The organism is Pikeienuella piscinae (genome assembly GCF_011044155.1).
In the GTDB taxonomy this organism is placed as follows: Bacteria; Pseudomonadota; Alphaproteobacteria; order Rhodobacterales; family Rhodobacteraceae; genus Pikeienuella; species Pikeienuella piscinae.
The window spans coordinates 422,008-437,325 of record NZ_CP049056.1 but is presented as its reverse complement, the minus strand read 5'-3'; the positions used below and the strand labels follow the sequence as shown (position 1 = coordinate 437,325).

The window sequence follows — 15,318 nt, the reverse complement described above, 5'->3', positions numbered from 1 at the left end:
ATGTCGTTTTCAGGCGCCGGCGCCGGCGCGCGAAAGCCCGCCGGAGGAAAGCCGGCGGGCTCACTGGATGATTGATGGCGGCGCGCGCCCGCGACGCGCGGCGCTCAGCCCTTGGTCTCGCGCACTAGCGCGTCGATCACCGGCCGGTCGAGATAGCCGTTCACGGCGAAACCGCGCGCCTGTCGATAGGCGGCGATGGCCCCGCGCGTCGTCGGGTCGATCACGCCATCGATCGGTCCGGGATCAAAACCCGCTCGGGCCAGCCGCCCTTCGATCTCGCGAAGTTCGGCAACCCCGTAATCGAGCCGCGCCTCACGCGCCGCCCGTTCCGCCTCAGAGGTCGAGGAATCGATGCGCGCCGTCATCGGCTCATCGATCGGGATGCTGCCGGAAAGTGGCGCAGTGGTGATCTCGTCATACTGCTCGGCGCTTATGAATCCTGTCGATGGTAAATCGTTCTGCGCCTGCCAGCCCCGAATCGCATTCCGCGTCGCCGTGTCGAATTCGCCGGTCGAGGCGCCGATCGTGAAACCGCGTTGCGTCAGGCCGTCCTGAACAGCGGCGCGCATCGCCGGGTCGAGATCGAGGGCTTCTTCGTCCTCTGGGGTGCTTGGCGAGGCCTGGCGCTCCAGCGTGTCGACGCCGCCTTCGATCCTGTCGCGCGCCAGCGCGGCGAAATCACCGGCCGGGAACCGGCGCAGATATTCGCGATAATCCGAAACCGCGCCGGATTCCTGCGCCTTCCGCCAGAATAGCATCTCGCCTGACGAAGCCGCCATCGCGCCCGTCGCCTGCAAGACGCCGAAGAGGAGCGCCGCAGCAGCAGCACCGTTAAGCATGTCTCTCATCTCGATCTCCTTTCCAACCCGCTCCGCGGGCGGGCGTTACACGTGATCCGAGATGAAGAACGCGCAGACGCGCGCCGCAGTTCCGTCCTGTGTGAAGGCGGCGGCGTTCAGCCGAGCGCAGCGTTGATCTCCTCGATCGCGTCGAGCGCCTCGACCATGTCGGCGCGTTTCATGTCGAACTGGCCCATGGTGAGACGGATGAGATAGCGGCCCTCGTGGCTCGTCTGCGTCAGGTAGGTCCGGCCGTCATCGTTGACCGTCTCCAGCAGCGCCCTGGTGCGCGCGTCGCCGTCGACATGGGCGAAGGTGAAGAGCGCAAGGCGACGACGGGTGACGATCTTCAGGCCGTTCATGCCGGCGATGCGCGCCTCGGCTTCTTCGGTCCAGGCGACGTGATCGCGGATACGCGCGCGCAACCCCTCCAGCCCGTAGGCGCGGATCAGGAACCAGAGCTTCAGCGCCCGGAACCGCCGGCCGAGCGGCAGCGTCCATTCGGAATAATTGACCGCATCGTCAACGCCGCCAGTCTCCAGAAACGAGGGGCGGAGCCCGAGTGTCCGGATCTGATCGGTCGGGTCCTTCAGGAACTGGACAGAACAATCGAAATGCGCGCCAAGCCATTTATGCGGGTTGAAGACAACGCTGTCGGCCCGCTCCACCCCGTCCCAGAGCGACCGGAACTCAGGGCAGATCATCGCGGAGCCGGCCCAGGCGGCGTCGACATGGGTGTAGAGTCCCTCCTCCTCCGCGACATCCATCACCGCGCTGACCGGATCAATGGCGCCGATGGAGGTGCCGCCGACGCAGATCATCACCCCGGCGGGGGCCAATCCCGCCGCGCGGTCCGCTTCAATCGCCTCCCGGAGCGCGTCCGGACGCATGGCGAAATTTTCGTCCGTTCCGATCTTCACCAGGTTGTCCTGGCCTATTCCGGCGACCCAGCACGCCTTGTCGACACTCGAATGGGTTTGCGCGGAGGCGTAGATGCGCGGCGCCGTTTCGCCCGAGACGCCGGAACGGATGCCGCGCCAGCCCATCGACCGTTCGCGCATCGTCAGCGCGGCGCAGAGCGTAGCGGTTGAGGCGGCGTCCTGGATCAGTCCGCGCCATCCGGCGGGAAGCCCCAACGCCTGGCGCAGCCAGTCGATCATCCGGGTCTCGATCTCGGTCCCGGCCGGGCTTGTCTGCCACAAGAGGCAATTCGCGGCGATCCCGTTGACCAGTTGCTCCGCCAGCATCGAGGCGGGTGCAGCGTTGGACGGAAAATAGGCCATGAAGCGAGGATGCTGCCAATGGGTCATGCCGTCCGGAACGATCCGTTCGAAATCGGCGAATATCGTCTCCATCGGCTCCGCCAGTTCGGGCGGGCTCTCCGGCAGTTGCCCCGCCACGGCGCCGGGGGTCAGCGGCGCGCGCACCTTCCGCTCGCGGATCGTCCTGTGATAGTCGAGGGTCCAGTCGACCACCCGTTTGGCCCAGGGGCCGTATTCGTCGAAATCCATCAGTTCGCTCCTCTGCTCGCGGTTCGATAGCGGCCATCCGGCCGCCTGTCACGGGAACGGGCGAGGCGCCGCGAATTGACATGACCGGCGCCGCCGCTAGGTTCGCGCCATTCCTCCACACCCGAGCTGAAATGAACCGATCCGAACCCTTTCGCCCACCCGCGCCGAAACCGAAAACCATGGCCGGGGCGTTCGCCTCGGCGTTCCTGGGCGCGCGCGACGTTCTTTCGCTTCTGCCCGGTTCGGCGTATGAAACCTTTATCGGACAGGCGCCGGGATCGAAGCGGCCGATCTTCATCGTCAACCACCCGCATCTGGTTCGCAAGGTGCTGATCGACCGGGTCGCGAACTACCCGAAAAGCGATCTGATGGTCGGCGCGTTGGCGCCTCTGGTCGGCGACGGGATGTTCATCTCGGCCGGAGAGACATGGGCGCGCCAGCGGCGGATGATCGACCCGGCATTCGCGCATATGCGGATAAAAACCGCCTACCAGCAGATGGTCGCGGCGGTCGACGCGGCCGAGACTCGGCTGGACGCCGCCGCCGGCCCGCTGCCGCTCGACGAGGAAATGAGCCGACTGACCGCCGATATCGTCTTTCGGACGATCTTTTCCGAACCGATCGAGGGCGAACACGCCAGCGCGGTGTTTCACGCCTTCGCGGAGTATCAGAACAGCGTCCCCCAGATCGAGCCGAAGGTGATGCTGGAAAGCCCGGCCTGGGCGGAGATCGAGCCGCCGAAACGGGTGAAGGAGATGTGCGCGGTGATCCGCGAGCGGCTCGGCGTGATGATCGACCGCCGGCTCGCCTCGGGCGAGCGCCGCGCCGACATCGCGGGCGACGTGATCACGGCGCGCGACCCGGAAACCGGCGAAGGCTTCACGCGCGACGAGCTGATCGACCAGATTGCGGTCTTTTTCCTCGCCGGGCATGAGACCTCGGCCAGTGCTTTGACCTGGGCGTTCTTCATCCTGAGCCAGACGCCCGAAACAGTGGCGCGCATCCGCAAAGAGACAGCGCGCGCGGTCGGCGATGGGCCGATCCGATTCGAGCATGTGCGCGCGCTCGGTTACACGCGGAACGTTTTCCGCGAGGCCCTGCGGCTCTATCCGCCGGTCTCCTTCATCACCCGGATCGCGACGAAGGACGATGTGCTCGGCGAGCAGAAAATTGCCGCCGGCTCGCTGGTCGTCGTCTCGCCCTGGCTGATCCATCGGCATCGGAAATTCTGGCGCCGTCCGGACGTGTTCGACCCCGACAGGCATCTTCCGGGCCGCATGACCAAGATCGCCAGCCTCGCCTATCTGCCATTCGGCCTCGGCCCCCGGGTCTGCGCCGGGGCGAGTTTCGCGACGACGGAAAGCGTGCTGATTCTGGCTTCGCTTTGCCGACGCTACGATTTCGAGACGCTGAACGCCAAGCGGGTCATGCCGGTCGGTAAACTGACGACACGACCGAAGGAGCCGATCAGGATGCGCTTCCTTCGTCGCGCGCCGCATCCTGCGTCAGCGGCGGCGCCCGCCCCGGTCAGCGGCTGAGAAACGCGTCGACCTCCGCCCCAGACGCGCCGCCGAGAAGCGCCGACAGTTCGCCGGAAAGCGCCGCCCGCCCAGCATCGATCAGCACCCGCTGCGTGAGTCGCGCCAGCGCCCCGCCGAAGGAGATGCGGGCGACGCCGAGCGCCGCCAGCCCCTTCACCTCCAGTTTCGCCGCGTCTCCGACGGCCAGCGCGTTCACCGGCGTTCCGCTCGCGGCCATCGCCTTCAGCGCCTCGGCGGAGGCGAGCGGCGCATAGATCACATCCGCGCCGAGTTCGGCCATTGCGAGACACCGGCGCACCGCCTCCGCCTCGTCATAGGCGCCATAGAGCAGCCCGTCCGCGCGCAGCGTAAGCACGATGCCGCTTTCGCCCGCGGCCTCGATCGCCGCCTTCGCCCGCGCCATCGTCGCGTCGAACGCATAGGAGCGCGGATGCGGGTGATCGGTATCCTCGATCGAGCAGCCGGCGAGGCCGATTTCCGCCGCCCGGCGGACCGTCGCCGCCACCGTTTCCGGCGTGGCCCCGTAGCCGCTTTCGAGATCGGCGCTGACCGGGATGCTCACCGCCGCATGGACCGCGGCGGCATGGGCCAGCGCCTCGTCGGCCGAGACGTGCTCCCGATCCGGCCGGCCAAGCGTGAAGGCGAAACCCGAGGAGGTGGTGCCGAACGCCACGGCGCCGAGCGATTCGAGGACACGGGCGGAGCCGAGATCCCAGGGGTTCGGCATCACCAGCGGCGCGCCCGGCTGGTGCAGTTCGCGAAAGCGGCGACGGCGGTCCTCGACGGTCATGGTCATCCTCTCATTCTTTCTCCTGTCGGATCGTAAAACGGCTTCAGCGCAGCCCGCGCCGCGAAAAGCCGTCCGGCGATCTCGATCTCATAGCTTGATGCGAGCAACGCCTCCGCAGACTCGCCCTCCGAAGGAACATAGCCGAGCCCCACCGCAGCGCCGAGAGTATGCCCATAGGCGCCCGAACTCAGATAGCCGACAACGCGTCCGTCCCTGAGGATCGGCTCGTTATGGTGGAGGATCGGCTCGGGATCGTTCAGCCGAAACTGGAGCATCCGCCGCCCGAGTCCGGCCTCGCGTTTCCTGAGCACCGCATCGCGGCCAATGAATTCGGATTTCGCGGTCTTGACTGCAAAGCCGAGCCCGGCCTCCAGCACATGGTCCTCGGATGTGATGTCATGCCCGAAATGCCGGAAGGCCTTCTCGATGCGGCAATTGTTCATCATGTGCAGCCCGCAGAGCTTGAGGTCGAACCGCGCGCCGGCCTCGATCAGCGTCTCGAACACATGGCCAGCCATGTCGGCGGAGACGTACAACTCCCAGCCAAGCTCACCGACATAGGAGACGCGATGCGCGCGGGCGAGGCCCATGCCGATCTCGATTTCCCGCGCCCAACCGAACGGGTGCGCAGCGTTGGAGAAGTCGTCGGGCGAGACGGCGCGCATCAAGTCCCGCGCCCGCGGCCCCATCACCGCCAGGACGCCCTCCGCCGCGGTCATGTCGGTAATCGCGACGCGCCGCTCACCCGCGAGCCGGCGAAGCCGCGTCTCATCCGCCAGCCGGGTCGCCGCCGGCGTCACCACCAGATAGGCGGTCTCCGAAAGCCGCGTGATCGTCACATCGGCCTCGATCCCGCCCCGAGCGTTCAGGAATTGCGTGTAGACGATCTTTCCGGCGGGAACGGCCATCTCCGCACCGGCGACATGGTTCAGAAAGCTTTCTGCATCAGGGCCTTCAACGCGAATCTTTCCGAACGACGACATGTCGTAGAGGCCGACCCCCTCGCGCACCGCGCGATGCTCGGCGGCGGCGTTCTCGAACCAGTTCTCGCGCCCCCAGGAGTGGCGGTATTCGCGCGGCTCGCCAGACGCGGCGAACCAGTTCGCGCGCTCCCACCCGGCGATTTCACCCATCACCGCCCCCCGCTCCAGAAGCTGATGATGGAAGGGGGAGCGGCGAACACCCCGCGCGCTCGCTTTCTGCCGGAGCGGGAAGTGATCGGCGTAAAGAAGCCCAAGGCTCTCCGTCGCGCGCAAAGCGAGATAGGTCCGATTGCCCTGAAAGGGGTGCATCCGGGCGATATCGACATCTCCGAGATCGAAGGGCTTCTCGCCCGTCTCCATCCATTCCGCCAGCGCCATGCCGGCCCCGCCGGCCGACTGTATGCCAATGGAGTTGAACCCGGCCGCCACCCAGACATTCTCCGCCTCCGGCGCGAGGCCGAGATGATAGGCGTTGTCGGGCGTGAAACTTTCCGGTCCGTTGAAGAAGGTGTGGATGCCGGCGCGGCCGAGAGCCGGGACGCGCGCCACGGCGGCTTCGAGGATCGGCTCGAAATGGTCGAAATCCTCCTGAATCTGGTCGAACTCAAAATCCTCGGGAAGTCCGTCCAGCGCCCAGGGTTTCGCAACGGGTTCGAAGGCGCCGAGCATCAGCTTGCCGGCGTCAACCTTGTAATAGGCGCATTCGTCCGGCACACGAAGAACCGGTAGTTGCTCCAGATTATCAATAGGTTCGGAGACGATATAGAAGTGCTCGCAAGCTTGGAGCGGGACGTTGACGCCGAGCATTCGTCCGACCTCCCGCCCCCACATGCCGGCGCAGTTCACGACATGGTCGCAGGCGATGCGGCCCCGTTCGCCCGCCATTTCCCAATCGACGCCGGTGACGCGCCGCCCTTCGCGTGTTACGCTTACCGCCTTCACGTTCTCGAATATCTCCGCGCCACGCTGTTTCGCGCCGCGCGCCATCGCAAGCGCGATGTTGGCGGGGTCGCCCTGCCCGTCCTTCGCCAGATAGACGCCAGCCAGCACATCGGCGCCTTCGATCAGCGGGTGCCGGAACTTCACCTCTCCGGGGCCAATCGGTTCCGCCTCCACCCCGAAGGCGCGGGCCATCGAAGCCTGACGCAGGATCTCTTCCCTGCGCGCCTCGGTCAGCGCCACGGTCATCGAGCCGACGCGGCGAAACCCTGTCGCGACGCCGGTCTCCTCCTCCAGCGCGCCGTATAGCTCCTGACTGTATTTCGCCAGCCGCGTCATGTTGGCCGAGGCGCGAAGTTGCGCGATCAGGCCGGCCGCATGCCATGTCGTGCCGCTGGTCAGGCGCTTCCGTTCCAGCAGGACCACATCTTTCCAGCCGAGCTTCGTCAGGTGATAGGCCACCGAACAGCCAATCACTCCGCCGCCGATGATCACCGCGCGGGCATGGGCCGGTGGGGTCATTTCAAGGTCTCCGCCAGAAGCCGGATATGCGCCGGCCCGACCTCGCAGCAACCGCCGATGAGCGTCGCGCCGAGCGCCACCCATTCGCGCGCGAAACCGAGATAGGCCTCGGGGCCGAGATCGGTGCGCGCCTTCAGCGCGTCCACGGTCGGCCGGTCGGCCTTGAAAGCTTCGGTGATCCGAGTGAAACCGTTGGCGTAGGCGCCGAGCGGAACCGGCGCGCCGGAAAGCCTCCGCAGCGCCGCCGAGACCGCTTCCGGCGTCGAACAGTTGACCAGAAGCGCTGCGGGCGCGAGCGCCTCGACCACCGCCAGCACTTCTTCCACCGGCTCGCCGGAGCGGAGGCGCGCGCCGTTGTCGTCATCGACCGTCACCGCGAGCCAGACCGGCTTGCCGGCCTCTGACGCGCCAAGCACCGCGCCCCGCGCCTGCTCCACGGACGCCATCGTCTCGCAAATAAAGAAGTCAACGTAAGGCGCTTGTATTGCCGCTATTTCCGCGTATACGCGGGCCGCCTCCTCGGCCAGCGGCGCCAGCTCCGGTCGGTAGGACGCCCCGATCGGGCCGAGCGAGCCGGCGACCAGCCCCGCTCCATGCGCGTCCCGCGCCTCGACCGCCATCCGGCAGGCGGCGAGGTGCAACGCCTCGAAACGATACTCCAGGCCGGAGGGCGCCAATCGATCACGGAGGATAGCGTAGGAGTTTACCGTCGCGACCTCGGCCCCGGCGCGGAAGTAATCGTCATGGACGGCGCGGACGAGTTCCGGTCGGTTCATCATCACGTCGGTCGCCCAGAGCGGACTCGCCACGCCACCAGCGCGCGCGATCAGCTCCTGCCCCATGCCGCCGTCGAGGATCGTCGCCATCACGCGGCTTTCGCCAGGCGGGATGCGAATTGCGCGAGCCGGCGAAGCGCCGCCGCCATCGCCTCGTCCCCGACCGTCAGCGCGACGCGGACATGGCCCGCCGCCGCTCGACCGAAACTTTCGCCCGGCATCACCGCGATCCTCTCGCGTTCGAGAAGCGCCATCGCGAAGGCCTCGCCGCTCATCCCGGTGCCTCGGATATCCAGCATCACATACATCGCCCCGTCGGGCGGCGAGACCGCGACCGGCGAGCCCTCAAGCGCCGCGACCGCCCTGTCGCGCCGCCGGTTGTAGAGCGCGGCGACCTCGGCCTCCTCCGCCGCGCCCTGCCTCAGGGCGATTTCCGCCGCGTCCTGAATGAAGCCGGGCACACCGTAAGTCGTCGCATTGGCGAGGCTCATCATCGCCGCGATCACGTCCTCCGGCCCGATCACCCAGCCGATCCGAAATCCGGTCATGACATACGATTTCGACATAGAGCCGACGACAAGGGTCCGCTCCGCCATGCCGGGAAGCGCGCGGGGCGAAAGATGCGCGCCTTCGTGCACCTGCCCGGAATAGACCTCATCCGAGATCAGCCAGAGATCGCGCTCGCGGCAAACCGCCGCGATCCCCTCCATCGTCGCGCGGCTGTAGACGGCGCCGGTGGGATTGTGGGGCGTATTGATCAGAAGCGCGCGCGCACCCTCGGTCGCGGCGGAAAGATCGGACGCGTCGGGCTGAAAGCCCTTTGAAGGACGCGCCGCGACAGTTCTGAGGACGCCGCCGGCGCCCCGGACGGTCGAAGGATAGGTGGCGTAGTAAGGGTCCACGATCACCGCCGTATCACCCGGATCGAGCGCGGCGCACATCGTGGCGAACAGCGCCGCCTGTCCGCCCGTGGTGATCATGACGTTCGCCGCCGTCGTATCGACGCCCGTCGCCGCCTCGACCCGCTCCGCGACAGCCCTGCGCAGACCATCCTGCCCCAGCGCCAGGGCGTAGCCGGTATTGCCGCCGCGCGCGGAGGCGTCCATCGCGTCGAGAATGAAGGGCGCGGTCTTGCGGTCATGCTCGCCGATGCAGAGCATGGTAAGCGTCTCACCAGCCTCGATCATCGCGCGGGCGCGGTAATAGACGCCCCAGCCGTCGCTTTCGCCGGGCGCGCCGTTAAGGCCGATAATCCGTTCCGAGAGTTTCATGGCGCGGCTCCTGTCGCTTAAGGTCTCGCGCGGCGGGATGCGCGGCGCCGCGATCCGGGTCAACCCATCGGAGGGCGAATTCCTTGCGGCGCGCGTCACGCCTTCAACCGCAGATTCTCCGGGTCCCAGAGCGGGTCTCGCTCCCGCACCACGGCCCGACGGCGCTCGCCGAAGATCTCGACATCGACCTCTGTTCCCGGCGTCGCCAGATCGGCGCGGATCATCGCCAGCGCGATGGACGCGCCGACGCGATATCCCCAGCCGCCGGAAGTAACTTCGCCAACGGCTTCATCGCTCTTCCAGATCGTCGCCATCGAATGCGCGTCGGCGTCGTCCGCATCGACGGTAAGCGCCACAAAGCTGCGCGCCGGGCCGCGCGCGCGTTCAGCCAGGAGCGCGGCTTTTCCGGGGAAATCCGGCGCTTTCTCCAACGCAAGGAAACGTTCAAGACCGGATTCAAGCGCCGTGTAGTCAGTCGAAAGATCGCCCTTCCAGGTGCGATAACCCTTTTCGAGCCGGAGGGAATCCAGCGCCCACATGCCGAACGGCTTCGCGCCGGCGCCGGTCAGCGCGTCCCAGACATTCGGCGCGTCGCTGGCGGCGCAATGCACCTCCCACCCCAGCTCGCCGGCGAAGGAGACGCGGATCAGCACCGCAGGGCGACCAGCGACCGCAGCCTCCCGCACCGAAAGCCACGGCGCGGAGAGGTCAGCGTCCGTCAGGGTCGAGAGGATCGCGCGCGATCGCGGGCCGGTAACGAGAAGGCATTCGTATTTGTCCGAACGATCCTCCACGCCGATCCTCTCCGGCGACCCGGCGCGCAGCAGTTCGGCGTCATGCCACTGGGCCACCGCGGCGGTAATCAGCCAGATCTCATCATCGGAGCGCGGGATCGCCGACATCTCCGTCATCACCCGGCCGCGCCGGTCGGTGAAGTAGAGCAGCCCGATCCGGCCGGGCCGAGGGATGCGGGAAGCGGTGAGCCCGTCAAGCCAGGCGCGGGCGCCCTTCCCCTCCAGCGCGAGCCGCGTGAAGCCGCTGATCGCGATCACGCCGCACCCGTCGCGCACCGTCTCGCATTCCTCGCGGATGCGCTTCTCCCACGGGCCGGAGCGGCCCCATGTCTGCGTCGCCGCCTCGGAAAGATCGTCGCCGGGCGCGGCGAACCAGTTCGCCCGCTCCCAGCCATTATAGGCGCCGAAAACCGCGCCGGCGGTTTTCAGCCGGTCATGCAGGGGCGAGAGGCGCTTGTCCCGCCCCGCCGGCCATGTGTGGCGCGGGAAATGCATCGAATACTCATGGCCGTAGGTCTCTTTCCCCTTGGCGACGCAATAGTCATGATCGGCGTAGTCTGTATAGCGGCGCGGATCGACGGCCCACATGTCCCATTCCGTCTCCCCCTCCGTCACCCATTCGGCCAGAACCTTGCCGGCGCCGCCGGCCTGCGCGATGCCGAAGGTGAAGACGCAGGCCTCATAGGCGTTCGGAACACCGGGCATCGGGCCGATCAATGGCAAGCCGTCAGGGGCATAGGGGATCGGGCCGTTGATCACCCGCGATATACCGGCGCGGCCGAGGATCGGCACGCGCGCCATCGCGTCCTCCATGTGCCATTCCAGCCGTTCTAGATCGTCGGGAAAGAGCTGGAAGGAGAAGTCCTCGGGGATCGGGTCTTCGGGCGTCGCCCAATGCGCGCGGCAGTTCCGCTCGTAGGGGCCGAGATTGAGCCCGGTCTTTTCCTGCCGAAGGTAATAGGAGCTGTCGACATCGCGGAGAAGCGGCAGCTTTCGCCCGGCCTCCCGGCTCCAGGCGCCGATCTCCTCGATCTCGTCGGTGAGCATGTACTGATGGCTCATCACCATCATCGGCACGCGCCGCCCGCCGAAGGGACGGAACCATTCGCCAACGCGCTGCGCCTGATAGCCGGCGGCGTTGACCACGATCTCGGCGCGGATGTCGCCTCTGGGCGTGTGGATGATCCACTCGCCGCCCGCGCGGCTCACCCCTGTCGCCGGCGTATGCCGCAGGATCGTCGCGCCCCCGTCGCGCGCGCCCTTGGCCAGCGCCTGCGTCAGCTGCGCCGGGTCGATATCGCCATCGTCGGGATCGAAAAGCGCGCCCGCGAGATCATGCGTCTCGATGAACGGGTAATGCGGCCTGATCTCCTCCGGGCCGAGCGTCTCCAGCCCGATGCCCTGGCGCCTTCCCATGCCGCGGGCACGCTCGAATTCGCGCATCCGTTCCCTTCCGTGAGCAAGCCGGAGCGAGCCGGTGACGTGGTAGTTCATCGGATAGTCCACCGCCGCCGCCAGCCCGCGATAAAGCCCGGCCGAATAGCGCTGCATGTTCATCACCGACCAAGAGGTCGAGAAGGTCGGCACGTTCCCCGCCGCGTGCCAGGTGGAGCCGGCGGTCAACTCGTCCCGCTCGAGGAGCACGCAATCGCGCCAACCGGCGAGAGCCAGGTGGTAGAGAGAGGACACGCCGACGGCGCCGCCGCCGATGATGGCGACACGCGCGGTTGTGGGAAATGCGGCCATGAAAACGCCCTTTCAATCGATCACGAGACGGGCGGCAAGGCCGCCGAAAACCAGCGCCGAGACGCGGCTCATCAGCCGGGACGCCCGCAGGAGCCGCCCGGTCGCGGCGCCGGCGAGGGCGCCGACGACCGCGTTCACGGTGAACCCGGTAGCGATGAAGATCCCGCCGAGCGCGACGATCTGCGCCCAGACCGGGCCGCGCGCCGGGTCGGCGAATTGCGGCAGGAAGGCGAAGATGAAGAGCGCGGTCTTGGGATTCAGGATGTTGGTCGCGAACCCTCTGAGCGCGACTCGGCCGACCGGCGCGCGCCGCGCGGCGCCGGGCGCTGGCGGCGGCGCGCGCCAGGTCTGGATCGCCAGCCAGACCAGATAGGCGGCGCCGGCGAAACGGATGAAGTCATAGGCCAGCGGGTTGGCGGCGATCAACGCGGCCAGCCCGAGCGCGGCGAGCGAGATATGCGCCACAACGCCGAGATTGATGCCGAAAGCCGCTGCGACGGCGGCGCGCGGGCCGCCCGAAGCGCCGGAGGCGACGGCGAACATCATGTCGGCGCCGGGCGTGAAATTGAGCGCCAGCGAGGCTGCGAAAAAGGTCGCCAGCACCGCCGCGTCCGGAAGGATGAGCATCTGCATCAGTCGATCACCAGCCGGGCGGCGAGCCCGCCGAAAACCACCGCGCTCACCCGGTTCATCAGCTTCGACGCGCGCCTCAACCGGTCAGCCACCATTCCGGCGAAGATTCCGTAGGCGCCGTCGAAAAGCAGCGCCATCACCGCGACGATCGCGCCGAGGACGAGGATCTGCGGCGCGGCGGGGCCGATCGCGGGATCGATAAATTGCGGCAGGAAAGCCAGCATGAAAAGCGCGACCTTGGGGTTCATCAGACATGTCAGCAACCCGCGGCGATAGGCCCGCCAGGGCCGGTCACGGCCCAGCCGCGCCTCCAGCGCGTCGCCCGCCCGCCAGGCCTCCACCGCCAGCCAGAAGAGATACGCGGCGCCGAAGAACCGGAGGACATCATATGCCGCGGGCGCCGCGAAGAGGAGCGCCGAGAGCCCGGCGGCGGCGAGCGCGATATGAACCAGCATGCCCGACGCGCCACCGAGTCCGGCGGCGAAGCCGGCGCGCGGCCCGCCGGAGAGCCCGCAAGCGATGGTGAACATCATGTTCGGTCCGGGCGTGATGAAAAGCACCACTGTGGCGCCGAGGAAGACCAGCAGCGCCACGCCATTCATCGCCAGCATCGTTTCAGCCATGTCGCACTCTCAATAGATCGGCGGTGAAATCACCCAGATCGCCACCGCCTCCCTCTCTCCGGGATTGCGCCAGCGAAAGGGGTCGCCGCGCAGGCGGAAGCTGTCTCCGCGATGCAGATGGAAAAGCCGCCCGCCAATCCAGATGTCGAGATCGCCCGCGACGAGATACCCGGCCTCCTCGGTCGGCCGGGCGACGGTGGAGTAAAGCTCGGCCCCCGGCGCGAAAACCGAGCGCAGAACCTCGAACTCCCCTCCAAGATCGGGCGAGAGCAATTCCTCCGTCAGGCCGCCAGCCGCGCCGCCGAGGCGTCGCCCGGCTCCGCGGCGCACGATCACACCGCGCTCCCCCGGCGGCGCGGCCGGATCGCCGAAGAACAGCCCAAGAGGTGCGGAAAGCCTGTCCGCGAGGCGGCGAAGATCCGCAATGGTCGGCTCGGATAACCCGCGCTCGACCTGAGAGAGCCAGCCGACCGAACGCCGCGCCGCCGCCGCGAGATCCGCGAGCGTGACGCCCCGCGCCTTGCGAAGCGCGCGGATATCCGGTCCGACGCCCTCCGCGCGCGCTGCTCCGGGCGCCGCTTCAGTCAGCTCCGCCATTCAAATTCGCGCCGCACGAGCGTTCCCCGAAAATGAAAATCTGTAACAATTTTTCATATGCGCAGCGGCGCATCTTCGCCGAATACGACCTGCGGAGGTCGGTTTCGCTAGCGAGAAAACAAAAAAGGGGCCCGGCTAACGGCAGCCGGGCCCCGATCTTCCGTGAAAGCGTCGTCAGTTGGTGATCTTCAGCGCGACGAAGCGCAAATCAGCGCCGGACTGAACCAGGATGAGAACGGATTTCCGCCCTTCCTCCTTCGCCTTCGCGACGCCGCCACGCACATCCGCCGGCGTGGCGACCGCCTCCTGCGCCACTTCGACGATGACGTCGCCGGGGCGCACGCCCTTCTCCGCCGCGGTGCTGCCAGCGTCGACCTCGGTCACCAGGACGCCCTTCGCGTCCTCGGCGACGCCATAGTCACTGCGGCTCTTCTCGGTCAGCGGCTCCAGCTTCATGCCAAGCGCTGTCTCGGCGACCGCGGGGGCTTCGGGCTTGTCCACCTCGGGCGGCGCGCCGGAATCACCCTCATCCAGTAGGCCGAGCACGACCTTCACGGTCTGTGTCTTGCCCTTGCGCCAGATGACGACGCGCACGTCCTTCCCGACCGCCGTCTCGGCGACCATGCGCGGCAAATCCCGCATCTCGGCGATATCGCGGCCGTCGAACTTCATGATGACGTCGCCAGCTTCGATCCCGCCCTCGGCGGCCGGTCCGTCCGCTGTCACTTCCGAAACCAGCGCCCCGACCGGCTTGTCGAGCCCCAGCCCCTCGGCCAGTTCCGGCGTCACCTGCTGGATGCGCACGCCGAGCCAGCCCCGCTTGGTGTGTCCGAACTCGCGCAACTGGGAGACGACATTCTTCACCAGCGCCGACGGCACGGAGAACCCGATGCCGATCGAGCCGCCGGACGGGGAAATGATCGCGGTGTTCACGCCGATCACCTCGCCCGCCATGTTGAAAAGTGGTCCGCCGGAATTGCCGCGGTTGATCGCAGCGTCGGTCTGGATGAAATCGTCATACGGTCCGGAATTGATGTCTCGGTTGCGGGCGGAGATGATCCCGGCTGAGACCGAACCGCCAAGGCCGAACGGATTGCCGATCGCCAGAACCCAGTCGCCGACGCGCGAGGCGCTGCTGTCGCCGAAGCTGACGAAGACGAGAGGCGCCGGCGGAGTTAGTTTCAGGAGCGCGATGTCGGTCTTGGGATCGGTTCCGATCAGCGTCGCCGGAAGCGTGGTTCCGTCGGAGAAGTTCACCACAATCTCGTCGGCGTCCTCGATCACGTGATTGTTGGTCACGACGATTCCGTCCGGGTCAATCACGAATCCGGAGCCGAGCGAACTGGTCGTACGCGGCCCACGTTCCGGCAGACCATCGAAGAAGTCCCTGAAGAGGTCCTCGAACGGCGAGCCGGGCGGCAATTTCGGCCGCGGCCCGCGATCGGGGGCCGTCACCGTCTGCGTCGTGGCGATGTTCACCACCGCGGGGCTCAGCCGCTCCGCCAGGTCGGCGAAACTGTCCGGCGCCCCCAGCGCCGCGCCGGGCGCCGTCAGCATCATGATCGCGCCGAGAGCGGCGACCACCACGATCCGCACGCGCTCAAGGGGACTCAGGGGGAGGGATTTCATGGGCAAGGTCACGTCTGGCCTCCTCGGTCTGATCGGTAGCGGTCGCAAATCCATGGCGCCGCTGATCGGTTGGCGCCGAAATAGGCGGTAATCGCTACGAATCCAACGCAAACATTGCGTCATG

At 67.3% G+C, this 15,318-nt stretch carries 12 protein-coding genes; 1 reads left to right on the top strand and 11 read right to left on the bottom strand.

The window, feature by feature from the left end:
- Positions 1-104: 104 nt before the first annotated feature.
- A complete protein-coding gene (locus tag G5B40_RS02025) occupies positions 105-848 on the bottom strand; it encodes a peptidoglycan-binding domain-containing protein (protein WP_165094401.1) in 744 nt (247 codons plus the stop codon).
- Between the two features lie 107 nt (positions 849-955).
- Complete coding sequence (locus G5B40_RS02020; RefSeq protein WP_165094399.1) at positions 956-2,350, bottom strand: pyridoxal phosphate-dependent decarboxylase family protein; 1,395 nt, start codon at positions 2,348-2,350, stop codon at positions 956-958.
- A 131-nt stretch (positions 2,351-2,481) separates the two neighbouring features.
- On the opposite strand from G5B40_RS02020, the gene G5B40_RS02015 reads away from it, so the two are divergent.
- Positions 2,482-3,888, top strand: coding sequence for a cytochrome P450 (locus G5B40_RS02015; RefSeq protein ID WP_165094397.1), 1,407 nt, complete (start codon positions 2,482-2,484; stop codon positions 3,886-3,888).
- Here G5B40_RS02015 and G5B40_RS02010 read toward each other — a convergent pair.
- The 9 genes from G5B40_RS02010 to G5B40_RS01970 all read right to left on the bottom strand — a co-directional run bounded on the left by G5B40_RS02010 (position 3,878) and on the right by G5B40_RS01970 (position 15,206).
- On the bottom strand, positions 3,878-4,687 hold the full coding sequence (locus tag G5B40_RS02010) for an isocitrate lyase/PEP mutase family protein (protein ID WP_246209680.1): 810 nt from the start codon (positions 4,685-4,687) through the stop codon (positions 3,878-3,880). The two genes, G5B40_RS02015 and G5B40_RS02010, sit on opposite strands and share 11 nt — an antisense overlap.
- Positions 4,684-7,125, bottom strand: coding sequence for a GcvT family protein (locus G5B40_RS02005; RefSeq protein WP_165094395.1), 2,442 nt, complete (start codon positions 7,123-7,125; stop codon positions 4,684-4,686). The genes G5B40_RS02010 and G5B40_RS02005 overlap by 4 nt, the downstream gene beginning before the upstream one ends.
- Entirely contained in the window at positions 7,122-7,991 is an 870-nt protein-coding gene (locus G5B40_RS02000; protein ID WP_343040868.1) for a homocysteine S-methyltransferase family protein, read from the bottom strand. Before G5B40_RS02000 ends, G5B40_RS02005 begins: the two co-directional genes overlap by 4 nt.
- The gene (locus G5B40_RS01995) at positions 7,991-9,172 is read right to left on the bottom strand and encodes a pyridoxal phosphate-dependent aminotransferase (RefSeq protein WP_165094391.1); all 1,182 of its coding nucleotides are present in this window, start codon (positions 9,170-9,172) and stop codon (positions 7,991-7,993) included. Before G5B40_RS01995 ends, G5B40_RS02000 begins: the two co-directional genes overlap by 1 nt.
- A 95-nt stretch (positions 9,173-9,267) precedes the next feature.
- Positions 9,268-11,712, bottom strand: a complete 2,445-nt coding sequence (locus tag G5B40_RS01990) for a GcvT family protein (protein ID WP_165094389.1) — start codon at positions 11,710-11,712, stop codon at positions 9,268-9,270.
- Between the two features lie 12 nt (positions 11,713-11,724).
- The gene (locus G5B40_RS01985; protein ID WP_246209679.1) at positions 11,725-12,345 is read right to left on the bottom strand and encodes a LysE family translocator; all 621 of its coding nucleotides are present in this window, start codon (positions 12,343-12,345) and stop codon (positions 11,725-11,727) included.
- Positions 12,345-12,968 (bottom strand): LysE family translocator, encoded by a 624-nt coding sequence (locus G5B40_RS01980; protein ID WP_211907390.1) that lies wholly within the window; start codon positions 12,966-12,968, stop codon positions 12,345-12,347. Before G5B40_RS01980 ends, G5B40_RS01985 begins: the two co-directional genes overlap by 1 nt.
- A 9-nt stretch (positions 12,969-12,977) precedes the next feature.
- Complete coding sequence (locus G5B40_RS01975) at positions 12,978-13,565, bottom strand: helix-turn-helix domain-containing protein (protein WP_165094387.1); 588 nt, start codon at positions 13,563-13,565, stop codon at positions 12,978-12,980.
- A 174-nt stretch (positions 13,566-13,739) separates the two neighbouring features.
- A complete protein-coding gene (locus G5B40_RS01970; protein ID WP_246209678.1) occupies positions 13,740-15,206 on the bottom strand; it encodes a DegQ family serine endoprotease in 1,467 nt (488 codons plus the stop codon).
- Between the last annotated feature and the right edge of the window lie 112 nt (positions 15,207-15,318).

What these genes read in the sequence shown, in the direction of transcription:
- G5B40_RS01990 (WP_165094389.1), bottom strand. Translation starts at nt 11,712, where the DNA reads ATGGCCGCATTTCCCACAACCGCGCGTGTCGCCATCATCGGCGGCGGC.
- G5B40_RS02005 (WP_165094395.1), bottom strand. Translation starts at nt 7,125, where the DNA reads ATGACCCCACCGGCCCATGCCCGCGCGGTGATCATCGGCGGCGGAGTG.
- G5B40_RS01985 (WP_246209679.1), bottom strand. Translation starts at nt 12,345, where the DNA reads ATGCAGATGCTCATCCTTCCGGACGCGGCGGTGCTGGCGACCTTTTTC.
- G5B40_RS02010 (WP_246209680.1), bottom strand. Translation starts at nt 4,687, where the DNA reads ATGACCATGACCGTCGAGGACCGCCGTCGCCGCTTTCGCGAACTGCAC.
- G5B40_RS01980 (WP_211907390.1), bottom strand. Translation starts at nt 12,968, where the DNA reads ATGGCTGAAACGATGCTGGCGATGAATGGCGTGGCGCTGCTGGTCTTC.
- G5B40_RS02020 (WP_165094399.1), bottom strand. Translation starts at nt 2,350, where the DNA reads ATGGATTTCGACGAATACGGCCCCTGGGCCAAACGGGTGGTCGACTGG.
- G5B40_RS01995 (WP_165094391.1), bottom strand. Translation starts at nt 9,172, where the DNA reads ATGAAACTCTCGGAACGGATTATCGGCCTTAACGGCGCGCCCGGCGAA.
- G5B40_RS02000 (WP_343040868.1), bottom strand. Translation starts at nt 7,991, where the DNA reads ATGGCGACGATCCTCGACGGCGGCATGGGGCAGGAGCTGATCGCGCGC.
- G5B40_RS02015 (WP_165094397.1), top strand. Translation starts at nt 2,482, where the DNA reads ATGAACCGATCCGAACCCTTTCGCCCACCCGCGCCGAAACCGAAAACC.
- G5B40_RS02025 (WP_165094401.1), bottom strand. Translation starts at nt 848, where the DNA reads ATGAGAGACATGCTTAACGGTGCTGCTGCTGCGGCGCTCCTCTTCGGC.
- G5B40_RS01975 (WP_165094387.1), bottom strand. Translation starts at nt 13,565, where the DNA reads ATGGCGGAGCTGACTGAAGCGGCGCCCGGAGCAGCGCGCGCGGAGGGC.